The sequence below is a fragment of the Hyphomicrobiales bacterium genome (genome assembly GCA_039989895.1).
Lineage (GTDB): Bacteria > Pseudomonadota > Alphaproteobacteria > Rhizobiales > JACESI01 > JACESI01.
The window spans coordinates 401,822-422,862 of record JBDXGY010000006.1 but is presented as its reverse complement, the minus strand read 5'-3'; the positions used below and the strand labels follow the sequence as shown (position 1 = coordinate 422,862).

Genomic DNA, 21,041 nt, shown 5'->3' with positions numbered 1-21,041 from the left:
AAAATCTCAACACATTGTCATTACAGATAAGTCAAGCATGATGCCAATCCTTACCCCATGCTTTAATTGGAAGGCACTTTCCTCTAAGAAAGTTTTGTGATGGCATCGCCGAGCTGAGCCATGTCCTTGATAATTATATCAGGTGAAAATGCTTCTAATTTTTCTACAAGATTAGCATGCGGTGCGTGGAGTCCACCAGTATAGGCGATAGTCTTCATGTTAGCTGCCTGCGCGGCCTGCAATCCGGCTGGACTATCTTCAATCACAATAGAATTTGATGGTTCAAAGCCCATTTCCTTTGCTGCATGTAAGAAGACATCTGGATGAGGCTTGCCTCTTTCTACCATGTCTGTGCTGAATAGCTTTCCACCAAAAAAATCAGAAAGACCCGTTAGCAAAAGTGATGTCTGTATCCGCTCAGGATTACTGGAAGAGGCAACACACATAGGCATTTGTAATTTTTCTAATGCATCCGCGACACCAGAAGTAGGCTTTAGTTCCTGTTTGAACTTTGTCAGGATTTCGTGTTGGAACATTTCTAAGTCTACATCAGGGACATTCGCATCGAACATACGTCGTGCTTCGCTTGCTGAATCTGCAACAGGTTTCCCCAAGAAAGCATCACATGCCTGTGGCATGTCCAATGTGAGACCATGCTGTGCGCAATAGTCAATCAAGAGACCAAGTGAAAGCGGCTCGCTATCTACCAGCACTCCATCACAGTCAAAAATAAGTAAATGGTCAGACATGTTTATATCTCTCTATATAATCGGCTTGCTGTTTGCAGAGCTTGAAAAACTTTAAATCGTTTTGCATGAGCTCCCGCAATTAAACCCTTTGATGGTCTATAAATTTTTCCCAGACTCGACATAGCTTCCATGGCATCTAAAACGGAACCATGCGACCCAGCAGCAACAGAGCCCAACATAGCAGAACCCAATAATACAGGCTCATCAGATCCCGGCGCTGCGATTTCTATATTGGCAGCGTCCGCAAGTAACTGCTTAATCATTGGATGCTCTCCAGCTCCGCCGCTGATCACAACCGTATCAGGGCAAACGCCGTTTTCACGCTGCACATTGAGTATTTGTTTAAGCCCATAACCCAAACCAAAAATTCCCGCTATATAAAGGCGAATGAGACTTTCGATATCGGTGTTGAGATCAAGGCCAGAAATAATACCTCGAGCGTCGGGCTCAGCAAATGGCGCGCGATTTCCTAAAAATTCAGGCACGACGATCATTTGTTCAACAAGCCAAACCGCATCGGATGCAACAGGGGCACGTTCCTCAATTAACATGAGCAAATAGTCAGGCAAAGAATGCCCTTTATTCTCTGCCTCCCCATTAAATATTGCATAATTAGGATGAAGTTTGAGAAGATGCGCAATAGCTTCACCAGCAGCAGATTGCCCGCCTTCACTGAGCCATAAACCTGGCACCATGGCCGAATAATAAGGACCCCAGACCCCAGGAACGAATGACATTGTTTCGCTAGAGGACATGGTACAGGCGGATGTTCCAAACACATAGGCCATACGCGAGGTAGCTGATGCACCAGCAGCACCGATTGTACCAACACCACCGGCATGTGCATCAATCAAGCCTGCTGCAACGGGTGTTCCTTCAATTAGTCCAAGATCAAGTGCTGACTGTTTGGTCAAGCCATGACCAAGAGGCTTACTCGGCTCAACGATTTTTGACCCGATGCGCTCAAAGTTATTTTCCGTTAAATCACTGAGGCCAATTTTTTCAAAATAGGATACATCCCAAGTTTTTTCATGCGCTAAATATGTCCATTTACACGTTACGGTACAAACCGAACGGGCTTTATCCCCCGTTGCCCGCCATGTCAGATAGTCCGTTAGATCAAAAAAACCACCTGCCGCTTCAAAAGTTGAAGGCATATTTTGTTTTAGCCAAAGCAGCTTTGGTGTTTCCATTTCCGGAGAAATTGTTCCGCCTACATAATCAAGAACACGATGGCCAGTCTCATTAATCTGAGCCGCCTGTTTTGTGGCCCGGTGATCCATCCAAACAATAATATTGCGTTCATGGTGGCCAGAAAGGCTTACGGAAAGTGGCTGATCCTCAGTATCTAAAACAACGAGAGAGCATGTGGCATCAAACCCGATGCCTTTGATCTGTTCAGCTGAAATCTCCGGTTTGCTTATTACCTCTTTGACGCTCTCACAAACACAAGACCAGATATTCTCGCTTGACTGTTCCACGATATGTCCGCCATCGCGAAATATCTCTATTTCCCTTTTTGCTGTTCCAAGAAGCTCGCCTTGCTCATTGAATACTCCAGCGCGGCAACTTCCAGTACCAACATCAATGCCAAGATACATATCTTACTCTCTCATCAAAGTTCAGTTGGGCTGAAAATCAAAAATATTATTGATGCTTTCAAAGCTTTATCTGCAACTTTACATCGCTTGGTCGCTGCTCAACGGCACGATCAAATGCGGCGACGCTTTGCTCAAACTCAAATGTCTCAGAAATCAAAGGTTTTAAATCTACCTTGCCTGATGCGATCAAATTTATCGCGCGGTCATAAACATTAGCGTATCGGAACACAGTTTCCAGACGCACCTCTTTGGCTTGCAAAGATACGATGTCAACGGGTGTTGGCTCGACCGGCATTCCGACAAGAATGATAGTACCGCCTGGGCGCGCGAATTGTGGAGATTGCAGAATAGCGGGGCCAGCTCCTGAGCACTCAAATACCAGATCACATCCCCAACCATCTGTTTCGGCATTTATTTTTTCAATAGAATCTGAATTTTTTAAATTGATTGGTGTGATGCCATCGTAGCCGCCGATAAGGTCGAGCTTTGGTTGGGCAAAATCTGTAATAATGACTTTTGAACAGCCTCCAGCCAATGCCGCGAGCGCAACCATCATGCCAATGGGCCCAGCACCTTGCACAATGGCAACATCTCCGGGTTTGATATTTGCGCGATAAGCTGCCTGCATGCCTATCGCAAAAGGTTCGACCATTGCTCCTTCCGCAAAAGAAACATGGTCAGGTAGGTTATATGTAAATTGGGCTGGGTGTATGACTTCTGGGGTTAGGCATCCATGAATTGGTGGTGTTGCCCAAAAGCGAACATCTGGATCAACATTATAAATACCTAGTTTTGTTGCTCGCGAATTGGGATTTGGAATTCCTGGTTCCATGCAAACACGATCACCAACTTTAAGATGGGTAACTCTCTCACCAATCTCTAGAATTGTACCAGCTGCCTCGTGACCAAGGACCATGGGAGAATCAACGACGAATGGCCCTATCTTCCCATGTGTGTAGTAATGAACATCACTGCCACATACACCGACAGTGTGAACCGCTATCTTCACATCATGAGCGCCGATGGTCGAAGGTAGTTCAATATCTCTTAGATTGAGTTTGCCCTTTTCTTCCAAGACGAGTGCGCGTGCCTGAGGCATTTTAATTCTCCGACTATGAACTATGGTTGGTTAAACAAACTTCGGATTTACCGTCAAATACATGACTAGCCTCACGGTTGATGGAAAGATTCAATGTTTCCCCCCTAACCCAATTTCTCCTGTCTCTTGAAATCACGCATACTTCTGTGTCTCCCACCTTCCCGTAAAGATGAGTCTCGTGACCAGTTGGCTCTGCAATTGACAAGACAAATTTAAAATCAGCGTCTTCTTCGGTGATTGTGAGATGTTCTGGCCTGACGCCTAACAATATTTGCTGGCCATTCTCTAGTTTTGCGCGCGAACCGAGTTTAATGGTCTCGCCCAGCACCTCTATGACAGCCTCATCAGATTGAGAAGATTTTGCTACACCTTTGAAAATATTCATTCCCGGCGAACCAATAAACTGGGCCACAAATAAATTTACCGGCGCGTCATATACATCGAGTGGTGAACCAGATTGTTCGATCACACCACCACGCATAATCACAACAGTATCCGCCATGGTCATGGCTTCAATTTGATCATGTGTCACATATACAGTTGTTGTTTTTAGTCTTTGATGAAGTTCTTTAATTTCAGTACGCATTTGCACGCGGAGCTTCGCATCAAGGTTTGATAACGGCTCATCAAAGAGAAAAACATCTGGATCTCTAACAATCGCACGACCCATTGCAACGCGTTGACGTTGTCCTCCTGATAACTCTTTCGGGTAACGATCAAGGTAAGGTTCAAGAGATAAAATACCCGCAGCCCAATTTACACGTTCTTCGATAGTTGCCTTATCAGTCTTCTTGAGATTCATAGAAAAGGCCATATTATCACGCACTTTCATGTGTGCGTAGAGTGCATAGTTTTGAAAAACCATTGCAATATTACGATCTTTGGGATGGGCGTCATTAACCCGGCGACCAGCAATTTCTATATCACCCGAGGTCACGGATTCCAGACCAGCTATCATCCTCAAAAGGGTCGATTTACCACAGCCAGAAGGACCGAGAAGCACAACAAATTTGCCATCTTCTATACTCAGATCTATACCGTGCAGCACCTCTAGGGCGCCATATTTTTTTCTTAATTCCGCAACGGTCACCGAAGCCATAGTTAATGCCTATTCATAGTGTTTAAGCATGCACTCATCGTGCTGCTTGTTTATTTTTTGTTTGTCACCGCCCAAAACGGGCGATGACAATGGGTAGCTTTGGGTGGGTTAAAGCAGATCGGCTTCTTCAACTTTCAAATCAACCAATTTCGCAATCTGATCCATACAAGCTTGCGGATCACCATTGTATTCTTGACCAGTCAACAATTTACCGAGTTCAGTCGGGATTTCATTGTTGGCAACACCTGCCCAAATTGCGACATCAGGCTCAGAAGCCATATGGTTATTGATGGTGTCCAAAACGACGTCCAAGTGACGCGTTGTACCTGCACCTTCAAGTTTCTTACGCGCTACGATACGCGGGTCGTTGTAAGATGATGTACGCATTGGTGCGAAACCACCAGCAAGTGTACAACGTGTCATGATGTCTTTCGAACACGCCCACTGAAGGAACAACCATGCTGCATCTGCATTTTTAGAATATTTAGACAGCGCAATTGAAGATCCACCTTGGTGGCCCCAGTTTGGAATTTCACCAAAGCCAACACTATCACGGCCGCGCAATGAAGCAGGACCTTGCAACGGTGTTGTCATTTCCCATAGGCCTTTAACCTTAGAATCATCCGCATTCCAACCTGGGAAGAATTCTGCCCATGACTGACACAATGCAATCTGACCAGAAGCACCCATTTGCCATTGACCATCCCATGTGGAGGCAACAGAGTTAGCAGGCGAATTTTTCAGTAGGTTCATATACCATTTCAAGCCTTCAACGGCCTCGGCGTCATTACCTGAGAATTTCTTATCAGGTCCAAAGATAGAACCGCCATGACCCCATACAGCCTGTGTCCAGTCGCACTCTAGTGAATAGTGACCAGATTTAGCCTGAAGGCCCGTTCCGAAAATTCCATTTTCCTTTTCAGCTGCTGTAATCAACTCAACAGATTTGGTGAACTCATCATAGGTTTTTGGAATTTCAAGACCATGCTTTTCAAGAATATCTTTACGATACATGAGCGTGAAAATTGGAATATCAAACGGCAAACCAATCCATTTACCTTCGTAAAGGCAAATACCCTCGACCAATGCATCAGAGAAATCAGCAAAATCAAAGCCCGGCATAGCAAGGTCAGGTTTGTCTTTATAGTACTGGCGTGGGTCTATCGTATCCTGTGCGAAACTCGCAGTCCAAGCTTGGTCGAGATAGTAAATATCATATGTACCCAACTGACCTTGAACATCCTGTGTCGCTTTAGCCAAAACTTGCTCTAGCGGCACGATCTCAATTTCAACATTAATACCTGTGAGTTCAGTAAACTCAGTCTTAAGCTGATCGAGAACAACAGTCGGCGGCGTTGATTCAGACGTGTAGCGAATTGTTGTTCCTGCAAAAGGCTTCCCTGCTTCGCGCAAGAAATTAGCAACATCCTCCGGTGTCTCGCCAGCAGCAAGCGCCATATTCCCTTTAAAAGGACGAGCGCCTCCCAGCATACCTGTGGCAAAAGCTGACAAACCTACACCAGCCAAGCCCATATTCCTCAAGAATGTTCGTTTGGAAATACGCTTATTGGTAAAATCGTTCGCGCTTTTTATGATAAAGTTCTGTTGGTCGTGTGATTTGAAGCTCATTAGGTTTCCTCCCTGTTTTTGAGCAGTCGTGACCCTCCACCCGAGGGCATTTGGTCCATCAGTCTTTGATGGCTCCCATAGTTAGTCCTCGAACCAAATGGCTTTGGACAAGTAGTATAAAAATAAATCCAGGCACTATTGCCGAAGTTCCCAATGCGGAAATGTATCCCCATTCTGAACCCGTTGATGTGACAAAAGTTGTAATCTTGACGGGTACGGTGCGGATAGAATTTGTCAGGAACAATGACAAAAGAAATTCAGTCCAAGAGAATATGAAACACAACACTGCCGTTGCGGCCAAACCACCTTTGGACATTGGTAAAATGATTTTCCAGAAGACCTGCCAGCTAGTGGCTCCGTCAATCATAGCTGCTTGGTCAATGTCTTTTGGAATATCATCAATAAAAGACTTCAAAAGCAACACAGCAATCGGAATATTGATAAGTGTATGCGCAATAATGAGACCAAGATGAGTATCCCTCAATCCCATGTCATGGAAGATGAAAACCAGTGGTACGATTATGGCAATAGGTGGCAAAAAGCGCTGTGATAAAATCCAATTAAGCACACCTTGCGAGCCTGTGAAACTCATGCGAGACAAGCCATAAGCAGCAAATAAGCCTACCAAGGTTGAGAGGAACGTTGAACCTGTTGCAACAATTATTGAGGAGAGAATTGACCCTCGACCATCATAAGAATCACCCCCGCTTGTACCAAAGTCTGATCGGGTGTTTTGATTAACGTCAATGGAAGCTTCGCCAAAAAGTGTAACCCAATAATTTTCAAAAGTAGGTACAAAATCAAACCAAATAACCCCGTCTTTATCGAAAACAGCAGAGATAGGTTTTATAGATGTCAGGGCGAACCAAAAGATAGGAAAGACAAATATCGCAATTATGAAAATAGCGGCGGCGTAACGAGCAATGATAACTGTACGAGATTGTTCCATCAGAAGCGCACCTTGAATATTTTAATGAATATATTGGCAACAATCAGAACAACCAGCAACGTGAATATGGCGATCGTTGAAGCATAAGGGAAATTGGCGCTTTTGAAATATATTGTCCCAGCGTAGGCGGTTAGCGTCTCGGTAGCTGTCCCGGGGCCGCTGTCTGTCATGACTTTTACATAATCAAACACTCTGAACAAATCGACACCACGAATAAGGACTGCCAAAGCAATAATTTTCGACATCATAGGTAAAGTGAGTTTGAAAAAAGCTTGAATATCGGTAGCACCATCAATGGCGGCGGCTTCAAATGGGTCTCTTGGTAGCGCTCTTAAACCAGCAAGCATTATCAGCACCATAAAAGGGGTCCATTGCCAGACATCAACAAGTATGACCGAGAAAAGAGCCGTTGAATGGTTCGCCAATAAAGGCGCATCTTTTGATATAATCCCTAAATCGTACAAGGTATGGCTGATAACACCGAAGGAACCATCATACATCAATAGGAACATCATTCCTGTCACAGCCGGCGGAACGACTAAAGGCAGCGTCATCAGCGCCCTAAAAACGCCGAAACCTTTGCGATCACAATCTAGCAAAAGAGCAATCAACATCCCTAGAACAAGCTGCAAAATTAGGGCCGTAAACGTGTAAGTCAAAGTGACCTGTACAGCATCCCAAACTCGCTCGTCAGCTACAAGCTTCGACCAATTCCATGATGGATCAAATTTTTCTACGCGAGTTGCCGGATTTCTTTTAAAAAAAGTTAGCCATAATGAGTAAAGGACTGGATAGAGACCGAAAACAAGTAATATAGCAACGGATGGAAACAACCAAGGCAATGGGTGCTCGGATGTTAACCAGCGCGGCAACATCAACCCCTTTGATACGGGCGCAGAAGCATTTCCAGCTAACATACCTTAAAGTCCTCCCAACCTTAACCGTATTTGCGTTTTGATTTTCCCTCTAGCTAAGGAATTGAATAATTCTGATACTTTTTTGCGCAATTATATTATAATAACTCAACGTTTTATTCTTACCCTAGCAAAATAGTGCGATCTCCAAGCTTAATCTCAATCGTTCTCCTTTACATTTGTACTATATCAATATACATATGTCACGAGTTTTATTGCTAATAATACAAGCACTTAGATATAATAATTTTGGGAATAAAATTGACAGATCTGGCGACCTTCTAAAGATAGGTTTTGTATGAAAAGCAATTTGTCAAATAAGAAGCCGGAACTTGAAATTATTTTCAATGATCCTGATTGCTCGTTCAGGCTTCACCAGCATGATTATCCCAGTCCATTTGCGAAATGGAACTATCATCCAGAATATGAGCTTCACCTCATCACAGATTCTCAAGGCACCATGTATCTAGGCGATTGCATCGAGGAATTTACTCCGGGAAATTTATGCCTCATTGGCCCTAACATCCCACATAACTGGATGAGCCATCTAAGAACCCGCAATTATGTTGAAGGGCGAGATGTCGCATTACAATTCACACGCGCCTCGATTGGATTAGATTGCAATGTGCGCCCTCGTGAATTTTCTGAGATTGTATCGCTCTTGGATGACAGCCATTCAGGTCTTGTGTTTGAAGGGGAACATAAAGAAGAGGCCATCAAACTGCTTCTTGAATTGCGCTCACTGAGAGGATTGGATGCGTTTGGAACGTTTTTAAAACTATTAAGTTTACTTGCGCAAAAATGCGATGCGCGAAAAGTGGTTTCACCAAATTATCAGCCCAACCTCGATGTCAGTGCGCTTCTTTCAATGCAGGGCATCTTTACTGAAATTTCAGCGAAACTGAATGGTGATATTCGTATGTCTCGATTTGCGGACCAGCTTGGCATGTCGGAAACAGCGTTCTCTCGATTTTTTCTTAAAAATACCGGTATGAATTTTTCAAACTATGTTCGCAAAATACGAATTGGATATGCTTGTTCTTTACTTTTGGAAACAGAAATGAAAGTTGTCGACATAGCAGGTGAAGCGGGCTTTCATAATTTATCACTTTTTAATCGACAGTTCAAAAATGAAACTGGCAAGACACCAAAAGAATATCGCAAACTGACACGTCTACTTTAATCACCAAAGGACTTTGGGGCTTTGGACCATTAGGTGGTTGGGCAAATATAATCAGGCGATATCCCTGATCGCTGAATGTATGCCTCAACATTCTTTCCTGCAAACAGTCCATGATTAACAATAAGGACGGTTTTCAATCCAGCAGCCTTCCCGCCAAGAACATCGGTATGAAGTGTATCACCCACCATTGCCACGCGTGAGGCTGGGATATCACCCAAACGGTTCAAAGCCACTTTATAAGCATCGCCGAACGGCTTGCCAAAAAAAAGAGGTGTCACACCCGTTGCATCAGCAAGCGCATGCGTAAAAAAACCAGGCTCGCAACTTAAGCCAGTTTCCCGTGGTGCTACCAGATCTGGATTAGCACATATAAGCGGACGTGGATTTTCCTTCAGCGCATTTTCAAGGGCCATCATTAAATCTTCATCTATGCATTCGCTGGATAGCATAAGAAAACCATCAACAACGACTTGTGTATCTTTTGTCCATGCCACGACATCGAGATTGAGATCATCAAGTAAGTCGCCCTTTTTGCAAATTGCTCCCCACTTACCCTTAGGCAAATTTGTCCTTATAAAATCAACACATACATCGCGGCTTGTGACAATCTCATCGCCTGTGAAGTCAAATCCAAGCCCCATGAACTTGGCTATCGCAAATTCATGATCATCGCTTGCAGCATTGGTTAGCACGATGAGCTTCTTACCCATCGCACGCAGTTGGGCAATGCGTTCAACTGCTCCATCTATTGGAGTTCCGCCCACATTCAGAACACCGAAAGCGTCCAATACAAAAGCGTCAACATCAGGGGCGACATCAATTAAATTTTCACATGAAAAAGATGATCCGTTAAAGACGGCGGTGGGCAGCCGCTCCCCTATTTCTTCATAGCGGTCAAATGCTGCCTCAGTCGACAAAAGCGCAGAATAACTCATGAATTGGATTCCAGCTGGCTCTTAGTGAAGTTGCTTAAATCCTCATTCCATTCAGATAGAAGTGGCCAAAGCCGTTCGTAATGGCTTCGCAGTTCAGCATAACGTTTTGCCCGCTCAGGATCGGGTTCAATGCTTTTGACGATTTTCCCTTTCATGGAATCGGAGGCCTCAGCAAAGCTTGAGAACCATCCAGCACCCACCGACGCAGCCATAGCTGCACCTAAAGATGAAGCTTCGCGTATATCGGATTTTAAAACGGTGATATTGAGTGCATCAGCCATAATAGATAAGAACAAGTCAGATGATGCCCCCCCGCCTATCGCAACTATATTATTGATACGTCGGCCTGTGGCTTGACGCACTTTCTCCAACGCCTGAGCGGTATCGAATGCCAAACCTTCAAGAATGGCCCGATAAATATCCCCCGTGCGCGTAGACCCTGAAAGGCCTGCAATAACACCGCGTGCATTACTGTCCCAATGCGGGGTCATACAGCCTTGCCAGTATGGTAAAATGATAAGCCCACCCGCCCCAATAGGGCTGTTCTTCGCTTCTTCTTCCAGCGCTGACAAAAAGGCAACTTGATCGGTCTTTTCTACCTGAGCCATCTGCTCGGTCATCCAATCAATTAAAAAAGTACCCGCTTTCAAAACCGTTTCATAGATGAAACCGCCATCAGAGATTGAAACTTCTGTTCGAAAGGCTTGATCATGTGCATAGTCATGCGCGTAGCACCCAGCAACCAGTGCGGTTCCCAGATTCATATAAGCGATCCCGGGTGCAATTGTGCCAGTGCCTGTCGCCGCACATTGACCATCACCACCGCCTGCGACAACGGCAACGCCTTCAGGCAGACCAGTTGCGCGCGCGGCATTGGCGGTAACATGTCCCATCACAGCGCCCGGTTTATATAAAGTTGGCATGACGCTAGGATCGATACCAGCTGCATTCAATATCTCTTGTGACCAGTCCCCTTTCTCCATATCCACCATTCCTGTTGGATCGGCCGAAGCAAGAGGTGTAGACCAAGCCCCTGTTAGATGCCGCGTGATTGTGCAGTTCACATCGGCAAATGCTCGAATTTTACTGTAAATATCTGGATGGTTTTCTGCTATCCAAAGCATCCGAAAAAGAGGGACGATCACATCCACCGGCTTTCCAGAAATACGTCTTAATTTCTCAGATCCAAACCCTTTTGAGAACGATTTTTGCTGAGCTGTTGCACGCTCATCTAGCCACACTGTACCCGGCAAAAGAGGCTCGTCATTTTCGTCAAAAACACAAAAGGTTTCGCGTTGATTGGAAATCGCCAATGCGGCAATCCGGTTTACATCTATTTTGCCCGTTAATTCTTGAAGCGTATCAGCGGCGCTTTGCCACCAATCCTTAGCATTTTGTTCAAAATGACCGGGCTTGGGATTATAAAGCTGTATTGGATAGCGAGCCTCGGCAACTTGTTCACCATCTTTCGTCCAGGCAATTGCCTTTGTTGCGGTAGTCGATGAATCAATACCAATAACAAGATCTTTAGCCATCATCTTTTTCCCACCGCATCATTGCAGCAACATTTCCGCCATCGACTATCCGGACGAAACCTGTTGTTGTTCGTGTCTTTGTTAGATGTACAAATGCGGATGCTACATTGCACACAATTGGAAATCCACCCACATCCTTTGCAGCCTTTTTAAGTGCCTCTTCAAAAATATCCATCATGTCATTTCCACGCTTTTGTGGGCAAAACTTTCGTGATTTATCATCCCATACCACCTGCGGCTCCCGTTACAAGCGCCACTTGCGGAGATAGTTTAATTTGCTCAAGCGACCAATATTCAAGATCAAAAAGGTCTTCTTCGTTTAAAGGTTCAAAGGCATCCATGCCTTCTGCTTTTGTAATTACATTAATAGTCGCTTCAGCGATATCTGCCGCCACCTCAGCAGCTTTCAGGCTTTTGCCGACTGCAAATAAGCCAACACCGGCAATGTAGAAAACGCATGGAACAGGATCTAACATTTTAAGTGCGCCGCCTGCACGCTTGTTGTTGCGTTCAAAATAGTTTTTATAATCTTCAATATATGCACTGACAGCAACTTTCACATCATTGAAAAAGGCGTCAAGCTTATCTGGCTCAGGGGCGCGAAGCGCTACCCCTTTTCGCTTAATGCGAATGACATGTTCTGGGGTTGCGTTGCCACGTGAGACCAATGACGGCAAATTTTCTGCGTTACAAAAATGGAGAATTTCCTCATTTGCACGATGGACCATAATTAAACGATTGGCTTCACCGTCTAAACTTGACGGTTGGGCCAATGCCTCACGCAAAAGCGGCACGATCTGAGCAGGCGTGGCTAGGTTTTTTGGAATATCAACTGATCGAAATGGGGTTGAGTTACCTTCTGCAAGTTTCTTTTCTGCGCGATCAACCAGCTCGATCATTTCTTCATAGGCCGTTCGGGCATCATCAGACCATGTAAAAATACCGTGTTTCATAAGAACCATACTGGTGGCGTTTGGATTGTCTGCTAAATAACGCGCGCATGTCTTTGCCAAATCAAAACCGGGCATCACATAAGGGACGATTATACTGTCGGAATATAGTTCGCGGGTTAGCTTTTCACCCTCCGGCTGGTTAGTGATTGCAACCACCGCATTCGCATGAGTGTGATCGACATATTTGGCTGGAATAAGTGCATGTAATATCGCTTCAACAGATGGGTTTGGCGAGGACGAGTCCAGTAATAACTGCCGCTGTTCGCGCACCATATCAATATCAGATAAGGTATCCATTTGGACCAAATCACGCAAAGGCTCCAACTCAAGAGCAGGTAAGCCAGCTGATTCAATTGTGCCCATGTCCCATCCACTGCCTTTGACGCAAATCGAATTTACAAGTGTCCCATCCATGGTTTTAGTCACTGTTTTGACCGATGTATTTCCACCACCGTGAAGCACCAATTCAGGATCACAGCCCAATAGTCTTGTCGTGTAAACACGCGTTGCAATATCAGTATTTTGATCCGCTTTTTTCGCAGCCAGCAAAACTTTTTGCAACTCGCTGTCTGACCATTGAGATTTCATAATCTCTACCTTGATTAATATTTTTGCCGTGTTGGTGTAATGCAAATTTCTTGAATGAGGGCATTTTGCGGCATTTGGTAAGTATGCAGCATGATCTCTGCCACATGTTCTGAGCCAATCCCGCCACCAATCTTTTTCTTATTGTCCTGATATGCCTTAAGAGTATTGGGATCTTTAACGCCGCTTAAAACCTCTGTCTCAATTATGCCCGGCGATAGAACAACAACACGTACGTTATAATCAGCTAAATAGTCGCGTATGGATTCTGAAACTGCATGAACAAAATACTTGGTGCCACAATAAACTGTGTGATCAGGATAAACCTTACGCCCGGCGATTGAACTCATCATAAATAATGTTCCGGCACGACGCTCCATCATGTCGTTCATCACTGCGTGCACAGTGTTCATCACACCCTTGGTGTTGATGTCGATCATTTCATCCCACTCTTCCGGTGGTTGGGAAGAAATATCTGCAAGCCGCGCGACACCTGCGTTACAAAACATCATATCGACCGGGCCATATTCCGCCTCTGCTTTTGCAACAGCTGACCGTATTTGCTCTCGGTTGCGAACATCAACCTCACAGCACATGGAATTTGGAAGTCCTAGCGCTTCCATCCGCTCGAGACGGCGAGCCATCAAGAGAACTGGATGTCCAGCCGCAGAAAATGTCTTGGCAACAGCTTCACCAATACCTGAGCTGGCTCCCGTTATAGCAACTAAAGGTTTTTTCATCATTATGTCCTCCCATACCAATGATCACGTTACTTTTCAGCCGAAATGTATTCCTCCAATATCCCTGCATTCGCTGCAATATCGACAAAGGAAAAACGGTCACGCATCTCATGTCCATGGCGCACAGCTTGTTTATAAAAGTCCAAATCAAGACCAAGTTCTGCAGCCGATATTGGAGCGCCTGCATCACTGAGAAGCTTTTCCATTTGCGTGGCGGGAATCATGAAGCGCTGAACTTCCTGTCTTAATTCTGGCCAAATAGTAGCGAGCTGTTCGTTGACTGCATCAATGGCTTTTTCATCAAAGGCTTTCTTTTTAAGCAGCTCTAAACATTGGGCCGCGATATCGCTTCCCATTCGTGTTTTCATACCGTCAAAATCAATTGATGTCGGCCTCATAATGGGGGGCTTATCTTGTGCAAGCATCGCTTGTTGAAGGCGCGCCATGGTTAAGCTCGTAACCCCAACTTGCTGTCCATGTAGAGAGCCTGGGTGGGCTGCGCCAGCAAAGCAGTCGATATAGTGTGATACCTGATGCTCAGCCATTGAGCCTGGATTAGACATCCCAATAAACCCAATCCCTAGACCACAAAGGGTCAAGACACGGTAGAGTCGTGCGGTCGCATGAATATCACCTTTGGGGAGTAAATAAGCACATTTATTTAACTCTATTTCATCGTCAATTTGGATATCGAAAGGAACGCTTCGGTAGAGCGTATTCAATAATCGATGTGACATCCACCAATCTACCTGAGCGACAGATCGAGCAACACAGTCAGCAAACCCTGATGCCGCTAAATAAGACGGAGCAGAAGCCGAAACGTCCATATCTACAAAGAAACCTACTGGCGCTTGTGCGGGCAAAGAAACCTTCAAACCGGTTTCCAGTGTCATGCTTGCTGTCGTTGAAGTGTAACCGTTCATAGAGGCCGCAGTTGCAAAAACACAATAACGCCGGCCATCTTGCGCGGTCACATATTTAACGAGATCATTGATAGTCCCAGAACCGATTGCAACTGCGCTATCAAACTCGCTCAATTCCTCGGTGAGGCTGGCTGCTGTTTGCATATCCGCATGTGGTTTTTTTAGAATTATCGTTTTATCGACACCGATGTTTTTCAAAGCGGCAGCCACACGTTGTCCAAGCGCGTCATAGGTGTCTTCATCCGCTACAATCGCAATTTTTTCACCTAACTTTAAATCAGCGATTAACGCTTCCTCAGCACCATCCAAACTCTCCTGAAAAACAATAGACTCATAAGGAACCGAAACGGTTTTTCCAGATTCATTATCAAAAAAATTTCCCGCAACAATATCGTCAATTAAGTCTGTCCAGTTTTCACCGAGTCTGTGGTCATTTTCCGCCATGAAAGACAACTACCCATCATATTGTTGAATTTGCAGTAATAATTATTATGAAAACTTACATTTGTAAAGTCATTATATGCAAATGTAAAAAGACTTGCGTAATTTATCAAATTGGTCCAACTATAAATCGATATTTGATTGATTGGGGGTTTGCATGCGGGAGGATAAGACACCACGACGACCAAACGAATTTTCAGATACAGCAACTTGGGCCGCATGGTTGTATTATGTTGACGAACTCACGCAAAAAAAAGTAGCAGATCGCCTTAAAATTTCCCGCGTTACAGTGATCAAACTCTTGGCAGAAGCAAGAGAGCGCGGAATAGTAAAAGTTACAATCAATACTGAAGTAGCGGCGAGCGTTAAAATATCAAAACAACTAACTAAAAAATATGGTTTGGAAGAATCCTTAGTTATACCATCACTCTCTGGTAAGGATTTATTGCAACGTCTTGGGAATGCCGCATCCATGATTTTAATGGATAAACTGCAGGATGGAGAAACCTTAGCGGTTGCTTGGGGGCGTACAGTATCGGCGGTCGCAGAATCTGTTCCAAACCATAATAATTTTAAAAACATCACGGTTGCACAACTTGTTGCAAGCCCAGACGGTTTGGCATCTGATTTCTCGCCCGAATTATGCTCCTCATTACTTGCCAATCAGCTTTCAGCCAAATGTGTAAACATATTAGCGCCTGTGGTTGTTTCAAGCCCTGAGATTAGGGCTAGTCTAATGAAAGAACCATCAATTGCAGCGCAATTTAATATAATTCGTGGCGCGTCGGTGGCCTTGTTTGGCACGGGTGAGCTTGGGCCAGGTTCTACACTTGAGACACATAATCTCTATGCAAAAGATATTATAGAGGATGTTAAATCAAAAGGAGCTGCGGCGGTTATTATGGGCCTGTTTATTGATGCAAATGGTGACGAAGTTCGCTCAAAAATCCATGATCAAATGATATGTGCAAGCTTGAATGATTTGAAAGCCATGCAAAAGCGCATTTGTGTGGCTGGAGGGTTACATAAAGTTAAGGCAATCAGAGCTGCTTTAAGAGCTAAACTCATTACTCATCTCGTCACAGATGAAGACACAGCCTTACAACTACTCAAAAGCTGAAGCAAAACGTCATGTCATGACCAATGGTGAATATCGTTTTCTTATTTGTTATATTTTTCATCCAAGTCATTGATTGCTTGTACATTTTTAGCAGACCGGCCATTGGGATCAAATGTGTTGGCTAAGAATGCCTCGACGATAGATTTTGCCAATTCTTGCCCCACAACGCGGGCGCCAAGGGTGATGATCTGAGCATTGTTGGAGAGTGCAGCGCGCTCGGCAGAATAGGTGTCGTGACATTGCGCAGCCCTAATGCCCGGTATTTTATTTGCTGAAAGACACACACCAATACCCGTCCCGCATACCAAGATAGCACGGTTATAGTTACCATCTAAAACGCTATTAGCGACACGGTCAGCTAGATTGGCATAAAAAGCGTCAGGCCCTGCTTTCGAATGTGATAGATCCTCGGCTACGATGCCTTTAGTTATAAGGTGTTCCGCGATGACCTTTGCGAGACCTTCTCCTGCGCTGTCTCCGGCTATTGCAACTTTCATAGTGTTATCCTTTTTGTTTTATATATTTAGATGGCGTTGGAACAACGATTGAGTATGTCCAGATAGCCTTGGACATGCCAAGCGGAGCGGCCAATAAACAGGCCGTCAATATGTTCGCATTGGATGAGTTCAACGCAATTTTCCGGATTCACCGAGCCGCCATAAAGGCACGGTACCGGCTTTCCTAAAATGTCGCGCGAAAGCGCTATGATTTCAGCATGGCGGTCATTGGCATAGTCGGCGGATGCTGGAATTCCACCCTCGCCGATTGCCCAAACAGGCTCATAAGCAAGCAGCACAGGAGCGTCGGACTGCTCGGCAGCAATCGCAGATAAGGCAGTTGAGACTTGCTCGGCAAGAACCTCTTGAGCTCGCCCAGCTTCGCGCTCTGCTAAAGTTTCGCCGATGCAAATAAGTGGGATAAGAGCGTGGCGGACGGCCGCTGCTGATTTCTTTGCAACAGTCTCATTGGTTTCACCGAAATGCGTACGACGTTCTGAGTGCCCCAACTCGATAATATCTAGATTGCAATCCTTAAGCATCAAGGGTGAAACTTCACCAGTCCACGCTCCTGCATCATCCCAGTGCATAGTCTGCGCACCGACTTTGACTGATGTGTCAGCCAGAGTTTCTTTGACCTGTCTTACAGCCGTGAAAGGCGGAATGACAAATCTTTGGATTCTTGGATCGCTGTGTGAATCCACTGAACCAAGTGCCGAAGCAAATACCATTGCTTCGTCCAAGGTTTTATTCATCTTCCAGCTTGTGCCTATCCAAAACTCAGGCAGTGACATGTTTTATTCCTTCAAATTCTGCGACTATTAATTTTATTCCAGTTGTGTTGAGTAATCCTATTTGAGGTTAGTATCAGGGATATATTTGATACTTTTATCAGTCCACCGAATGCCATGGCGGTCAATGAGTATTTTGGCCAACCGGCTCTTTTCATCCGCCATTTTTTTGTCAGTCCAATTCATGATCTGACCGATTACCAACGATAGTTCATGCAAACCTGCACCCGTTAGGCCTGCATAGACTATTTCAGAGCGTCTTAGAATAATATCATCGAGATGATGAACCATTTCATTGTGGCATACCCACTTAATTTCCCCCAACAACAAGCCTTCAATAAGAGTGGGTTTGATGCGCTCATCTTTGCTCATTGCCTTAATGATCGCTTCTGATTTGGTTAAACCATATCGGCGGATCAAATTCTCAATGTGATCGGGTGCGATCAAGTATTTTCGATTGAGAAGATCGATTTCTGCCCTAAACGCCAAAGGAGTTTCAGGATAATTTTTTCCTCCACCAATGGCAATATGTTTGCTGGAAATTACTCGTTGCTTATTTTCCCTCTTGAGAACTTCATCACAGATCTGTTCTGAAAAAGCGCGGAACGTTGTCCATTTGCCACCAACCAGTGACAAAACCGGATAGGCGCGATGATCGTGCTTTTCTAAAATAGGCATTGAATGATCTCGGCTTACCAAACCAGGCGCTAAACCTTTTGCGTTGGGTAGAGGACGTATCCCGGAATAAGTGAACACAATTTGGCTTTGAGTGAGATGGAGGTCAGGGAAGAGTTGTCGCAAACAGTCCAAGAAGTAACCAACCTCTGCATCAGTGCATTTGGTTTTGTCAGGATCATTCGCAGGTATGTCCGTTGATCCTGCCAATACATTACCGTGATATACAAAAGCGAGAAGAATGCGCCCGTCTTCGCCTTCAAAATAAACCATTTTATTACCAAGGATTTTGACGAGTTCTGGATGATCCAGCAATATATGAGATCCTTTATTGCCACCTATGAACGCGGTTTCTTCCCCCAAGGCTGCATTAACAGTATCGATCCATGGTCCTGCGGCATTGATAACAGTATCTGCTTGTGCGCTGGATTTTTCGTTTGAAATGAGATCATGGATAGTGACGTTGTTTTTGTCGCCAGATAGAATGGAAGCATAATTCAACGCTTTCGATTTACTCGACGCTTTCAACCCATCCTCAACCAACTCGAGAACCAGTCGCTCGGGCTGCATAATCAAGGCATCGTAATAAGAGCCCAGGGCAACGATCTTTGAAGATAGCGCGGGCATAATATTTGCGACATTTTTACCAAACATCATTTTATGGCGCGGCATTGTTCTTTCTTTGCGGCCGTACCAATCGTAAATTGTCAGACCCGCTTTTATTAAGAAGGCCCCTCTTGATGTCATTGAACTTGGCCAACCAAAGAATGTCTTCAGGGAAGGAATAATTCCTTTCAAATAGGATGTTGCCGGCACATATGTTGGCAGCGGCTTGACATAATGACTGGCGTTTTTAAGAAGCAAATTCCGCTCAAGCGTTGATTCTGCAACCAATCGAAATTCGCCGGTTTCTATATATTTTAGCCCACCATGAATTAATCGAGAAGGTGCCGCGCTTGTGCCTGAACTGAAATCGGATTTGTCGATAAGCAAACATTTCAAACCTTGCAGACATAATTCTCGAAAGGCCCCTGCTCCATTGATACCAGCCCCGATGATGATCACATCATAATGGGCATCTATAGATCTATCTGACGATAGCCTGTTCATAATGCCGACACCTTCTTGCCCAGTGGGCTTAAATCACGCCAAGTTTGCTCAAGGGTCTCAACTGTCCTTTTGTAGACTTTGTAGCGATCTTTTACGATGGGTGATCGATTTGGGTCTGGTGTGTAACGTCTTACTTTTGTCTGACTATGATTGTGTGCTTCCAGCGGGTCCTCATAAACGCCGGCTGCTATACCAGCACATATCGCAGCGCCCCAACACGCCGCTTCATCAACGTGCGGCACGATAATGATGTGATTTAATGCATCAGCAAAATACTGGGATATTGTAGGATTGCGTGAAATACCACCCGTTAAATAGACGCTTTCATACTGAAGCGCCGTTTCAAGATGTTCGATGTGCACACAATGATTGAAAATAATGCCTTCCAGGATTGCAGCTGTGACGTCATCTTGATCATGCCATCCGCGCATCCCCAATAGACTTGCTGACGCATCATGTGGATAAGGAGATCCATATAAAAAGGGATGAAACAGCATCGTACTCGAGCATGACAACAATATATGAGCGGCTTTCTCAGCCAATTGCGGAAGATCGCTATCATCCCCATTTAAGAGAGCGGTACCATACCAATCAAAATTACCGCTGGAAGCAGGAGAGATCGCCATATTGTTCCAAAGCCCAGCTTCAACAGCGTTGCGGCAAAACCATTTTTCATTCGTCTTTGGTGTCTCAGAAATAATCTGATTAATGGAATAGGTTCCCGCAATGATAGCCAAGGTGTTTGGTGTGTGTGCGCCAATACCCATGGCAGAAGCACAAACGTCATGAAGACCCGCAGCCACGGGTGTATTCTCCTTCAGGCCAGTTTCCTGAGCTATTTGAGAGGTTATGCTGCCAGCAAATTCTGTAGAAGCGAAAACTTTTGGCATAGATTCTGACAGCTCTAAAAGATCGAAAACTCCAAGGGCTTCTTTCGAATACTTTTGCGACTTTACATCTGTGAACGATGTGCTGGCTTCGGTCTGATCTGTACCCGTCTCACCTGTTAGTTTGTAACGAATCCAGTCCTTACAAGAGATTACACGACCTATTGATGCATATCTATCTGGCTCATTTTTCTTGATCCATGCGAGTATTGCTGCTGGCGATGAGACCCCGGGCTCTTGACCGCATACCTTCAGGCTTTTTTGAGTTGTCCCATCGCTCTGCCAGACATCCACAATGTCGCGAGCCCTGCTATCCAGTGATAAGATGCCACGCTCCAGCGGGTTGTCGAATTTGTCCAGCAGGTAAACACCATCACCATGTGCTGTTTGAGAGATGCCAAGAATATCTTTGGTATCTACCCCACTATCCTTGATCACAGATCGGATCACTTCAGCACAAGCGGACCAAAGCTCGTTCATATCCCGCTCAACAAAGTGTTCGCGAGGATGCCACTGTTTGACACGTTGGCGGGAAATTGCAACCGAGTTCCCATCAATTTGAAAGAGAACGGCCTTGGTAAAAGTAAGGCCACTGTCAATGCCCAGAAGATATTTCATCTGCGACC

19 protein-coding genes are annotated in these 21,041 nt (G+C 44.9%); 2 read left to right on the top strand and 17 right to left on the bottom strand.

Annotated elements, in window-relative coordinates; all coding sequences use genetic code 11:
- Positions 1-83: 83 nt before the first annotated feature.
- The 7 genes from ABJ081_08570 to ABJ081_08540 form a co-directional block, all read right to left on the bottom strand.
- Entirely contained in the window at positions 84-749 is a 666-nt protein-coding gene (locus ABJ081_08570) for an HAD family hydrolase (GenBank protein ID MEP6356723.1), read from the bottom strand.
- 2 nt (positions 750-751) lie between these two features.
- Complete coding sequence (locus ABJ081_08565; GenBank protein ID MEP6356722.1) at positions 752-2,350, bottom strand: FGGY-family carbohydrate kinase; 1,599 nt, start codon at positions 2,348-2,350, stop codon at positions 752-754.
- 58 nt (positions 2,351-2,408) lie between these two features.
- Complete coding sequence (locus ABJ081_08560; GenBank protein ID MEP6356721.1) at positions 2,409-3,449, bottom strand: NAD(P)-dependent alcohol dehydrogenase; 1,041 nt, start codon at positions 3,447-3,449, stop codon at positions 2,409-2,411.
- A gap of 13 nt (positions 3,450-3,462) precedes the next feature.
- Positions 3,463-4,548 (bottom strand): sn-glycerol-3-phosphate ABC transporter ATP-binding protein UgpC, encoded by a 1,086-nt coding sequence (ugpC, locus tag ABJ081_08555; GenBank protein MEP6356720.1) that lies wholly within the window; start codon positions 4,546-4,548, stop codon positions 3,463-3,465.
- A 108-nt stretch (positions 4,549-4,656) separates the two neighbouring features.
- Positions 4,657-6,177, bottom strand: a complete 1,521-nt coding sequence (locus tag ABJ081_08550) for an extracellular solute-binding protein (protein MEP6356719.1) — start codon at positions 6,175-6,177, stop codon at positions 4,657-4,659.
- A gap of 58 nt (positions 6,178-6,235) precedes the next feature.
- On the bottom strand, positions 6,236-7,126 hold the full coding sequence (locus tag ABJ081_08545; GenBank protein MEP6356718.1) for a carbohydrate ABC transporter permease: 891 nt from the start codon (positions 7,124-7,126) through the stop codon (positions 6,236-6,238).
- Positions 7,126-8,043, bottom strand: coding sequence for a sugar ABC transporter permease (locus tag ABJ081_08540; GenBank protein MEP6356717.1), 918 nt, complete (start codon positions 8,041-8,043; stop codon positions 7,126-7,128). Before ABJ081_08540 ends, ABJ081_08545 begins: the two co-directional genes overlap by 1 nt.
- A gap of 295 nt (positions 8,044-8,338) precedes the next feature.
- Between ABJ081_08540 and ABJ081_08535 the strand changes: the two genes are divergently transcribed.
- Positions 8,339-9,223: an AraC family transcriptional regulator gene (locus tag ABJ081_08535; protein ID MEP6356716.1), complete on the top strand. Its 885-nt coding sequence runs from the start codon at positions 8,339-8,341 to the stop codon at positions 9,221-9,223.
- A gap of 29 nt (positions 9,224-9,252) precedes the next feature.
- Here ABJ081_08535 and ABJ081_08530 read toward each other — a convergent pair whose 3' ends face one another.
- From ABJ081_08530 to ABJ081_08505, 6 genes are read right to left on the bottom strand one after another with little or no spacing between them, the layout of a single operon-like run.
- Positions 9,253-10,158, bottom strand: coding sequence for an HAD-IIA family hydrolase (locus tag ABJ081_08530; protein MEP6356715.1), 906 nt, complete (start codon positions 10,156-10,158; stop codon positions 9,253-9,255).
- Complete coding sequence (locus tag ABJ081_08525) at positions 10,155-11,696, bottom strand: FGGY-family carbohydrate kinase (GenBank protein ID MEP6356714.1); 1,542 nt, start codon at positions 11,694-11,696, stop codon at positions 10,155-10,157. The genes ABJ081_08530 and ABJ081_08525 overlap by 4 nt, the downstream gene beginning before the upstream one ends.
- Complete coding sequence (locus tag ABJ081_08520; protein ID MEP6356713.1) at positions 11,686-11,871, bottom strand: hypothetical protein; 186 nt, start codon at positions 11,869-11,871, stop codon at positions 11,686-11,688. Before ABJ081_08520 ends, ABJ081_08525 begins: the two co-directional genes overlap by 11 nt.
- A 40-nt stretch (positions 11,872-11,911) precedes the next feature.
- Positions 11,912-13,234: a class II aldolase/adducin family protein gene (locus ABJ081_08515; protein MEP6356712.1), complete on the bottom strand. Its 1,323-nt coding sequence runs from the start codon at positions 13,232-13,234 to the stop codon at positions 11,912-11,914.
- 14 nt (positions 13,235-13,248) lie between these two features.
- Complete coding sequence (locus ABJ081_08510) at positions 13,249-13,974, bottom strand: SDR family oxidoreductase (GenBank protein ID MEP6356711.1); 726 nt, start codon at positions 13,972-13,974, stop codon at positions 13,249-13,251.
- 26 nt (positions 13,975-14,000) lie between these two features.
- Complete coding sequence (locus ABJ081_08505; GenBank protein ID MEP6356710.1) at positions 14,001-15,338, bottom strand: iron-containing alcohol dehydrogenase; 1,338 nt, start codon at positions 15,336-15,338, stop codon at positions 14,001-14,003.
- A 154-nt stretch (positions 15,339-15,492) separates the two neighbouring features.
- Here ABJ081_08505 and ABJ081_08500 point away from each other — a divergent pair, with 154 nt between their 5' ends.
- Positions 15,493-16,455: a sugar-binding transcriptional regulator gene (locus ABJ081_08500; protein MEP6356709.1), complete on the top strand. Its 963-nt coding sequence runs from the start codon at positions 15,493-15,495 to the stop codon at positions 16,453-16,455.
- Positions 16,456-16,496: 41 nt separating this feature from the next.
- Here the strand turns inward: ABJ081_08500 and ABJ081_08495 are convergent, their stop codons facing one another.
- From ABJ081_08495 to ABJ081_08480, 4 genes are all read right to left on the bottom strand, one after another.
- Positions 16,497-16,952, bottom strand: a complete 456-nt coding sequence (locus tag ABJ081_08495; GenBank protein MEP6356708.1) for an RpiB/LacA/LacB family sugar-phosphate isomerase — start codon at positions 16,950-16,952, stop codon at positions 16,497-16,499.
- Positions 16,953-16,978: 26 nt separating this feature from the next.
- Complete coding sequence (locus tag ABJ081_08490; GenBank protein ID MEP6356707.1) at positions 16,979-17,740, bottom strand: triose-phosphate isomerase; 762 nt, start codon at positions 17,738-17,740, stop codon at positions 16,979-16,981.
- A 63-nt stretch (positions 17,741-17,803) separates the two neighbouring features.
- Positions 17,804-19,528, bottom strand: a complete 1,725-nt coding sequence (locus ABJ081_08485; protein MEP6356706.1) for a glycerol-3-phosphate dehydrogenase/oxidase — start codon at positions 19,526-19,528, stop codon at positions 17,804-17,806.
- Complete coding sequence (locus tag ABJ081_08480) at positions 19,525-21,033, bottom strand: FGGY-family carbohydrate kinase (protein MEP6356705.1); 1,509 nt, start codon at positions 21,031-21,033, stop codon at positions 19,525-19,527. Before ABJ081_08480 ends, ABJ081_08485 begins: the two co-directional genes overlap by 4 nt.
- Positions 21,034-21,041 lie beyond the last annotated feature (8 nt).